Below are 1,809 nucleotides of genomic sequence, written 5' to 3' on the forward strand. Positions count from 1 at the left end.
TTCGGGTGTTGGTTGTAATTTTTTACGGAGAGTTTGATCCTGGCTCAGGACGAACGCTGGCGGCGTGCTTAACACATGCAAGTCGAACGATGATGCCCAGCTTGCTGGGTGGATTAGTGGCGAACGGGTGAGTAACACGTGAGTAACCTGCCCCTGACTCTGGGATAAGCGTTGGAAACGACGTCTAATACTGGATATGACTACCGGCCGCATGGTCTGGTGGTGGAAAGATTTTTTGGTTGGGGATGGACTCGCGGCCTATCAGCTTGTTGGTGAGGTAATGGCTCACCAAGGCGACGACGGGTAGCCGGCCTGAGAGGGTGACCGGCCACACTGGGACTGAGACACGGCCCAGACTCCTACGGGAGGCAGCAGTGGGGAATATTGCACAATGGGCGAAAGCCTGATGCAGCAACGCCGCGTGAGGGATGACGGCCTTCGGGTTGTAAACCTCTTTTAGTAGGGAAGAAGCGAAAGTGACGGTACCTGCAGAAAAAGCACCGGCTAACTACGTGCCAGCAGCCGCGGTAATACGTAGGGTGCAAGCGTTGTCCGGAATTATTGGGCGTAAAGAGCTCGTAGGCGGTTTGTCGCGTCTGCTGTGAAATCCCGAGGCTCAACCTCGGGCTTGCAGTGGGTACGGGCAGACTAGAGTGCGGTAGGGGAGATTGGAATTCCTGGTGTAGCGGTGGAATGCGCAGATATCAGGAGGAACACCGATGGCGAAGGCAGATCTCTGGGCCGTAACTGACGCTGAGGAGCGAAAGCGTGGGGAGCGAACAGGATTAGATACCCTGGTAGTCCACGCCGTAAACGTTGGGCGCTAGATGTAGGGACCTTTCCACGGTTTCTGTGTCGTAGCTAACGCATTAAGCGCCCCGCCTGGGGAGTACGGCCGCAAGGCTAAAACTCAAAGGAATTGACGGGGGCCCGCACAAGCGGCGGAGCATGCGGATTAATTCGATGCAACGCGAAGAACCTTACCAAGGCTTGACATACACCGGAAACGGCCAGAGATGGTCGCCCCCTTGTGGTCGGTGTACAGGTGGTGCATGGTTGTCGTCAGCTCGTGTCGTGAGATGTTGGGTTAAGTCCCGCAACGAGCGCAACCCTCGTTCTATGTTGCCAGCGCGTTATGGCGGGGACTCATAGGAGACTGCCGGGGTCAACTCGGAGGAAGGTGGGGATGACGTCAAATCATCATGCCCCTTATGTCTTGGGCTTCACGCATGCTACAATGGCCGGTACAAAGGGCTGCGATACCGTAAGGTGGAGCGAATCCCAAAAAGCCGGTCTCAGTTCGGATTGAGGTCTGCAACTCGACCTCATGAAGTCGGAGTCGCTAGTAATCGCAGATCAGCAACGCTGCGGTGAATACGTTCCCGGGCCTTGTACACACCGCCCGTCAAGTCATGAAAGTCGGTAACACCCGAAGCCGGTGGCCTAACCCTTGTGGAAGGAGCCGTCGAAGGTGGGATCGGTGATTAGGACTAAGTCGTAACAAGGTAGCCGTACCGGAAGGTGCGGCTGGATCACCTCCTTTCTAAGGAGCATCTGGCTCGTCGTGTCCTTCGGGGGACGGTGGGTCCAGGCGCCGGATCGAGACGAACGTTCTCGCCGGTAGCTCATGGGTGGAACATTGACAGTGCAGTCGGGAGCGCAGCTTCTGACCTCAGTACGCCGGGGCCTTCGTGGTTCGGGTTGGAACGGGTTGGGGGTGAGCGGGTCGGCTGGTGCACGTTGTTGGGTCCTGAGGGACCAGGCTTCCCGGCCGAGTGTGGTCGGGGGTTGAGCCGTGACTGGGGCCTG

Annotated in this window: 1 rRNA gene; it reads left to right on the top strand. The window is 57.6% G+C overall.

Going from position 1 to position 1,809, the window contains the following annotated elements:
• Nucleotides 1–21 precede the first annotated feature (21 nt).
• A 16S ribosomal RNA gene (locus tag ACIPEP_RS18220) occupies nucleotides 22–1,543 on the top strand.
• Nucleotides 1,544–1,809: the final 266 nt, after the last annotated feature.

The organism is Curtobacterium sp. NPDC087082 (assembly GCF_044745045.1).
In the GTDB taxonomy this organism is placed as follows: domain Bacteria; phylum Actinomycetota; class Actinomycetes; order Actinomycetales; family Microbacteriaceae; genus Curtobacterium.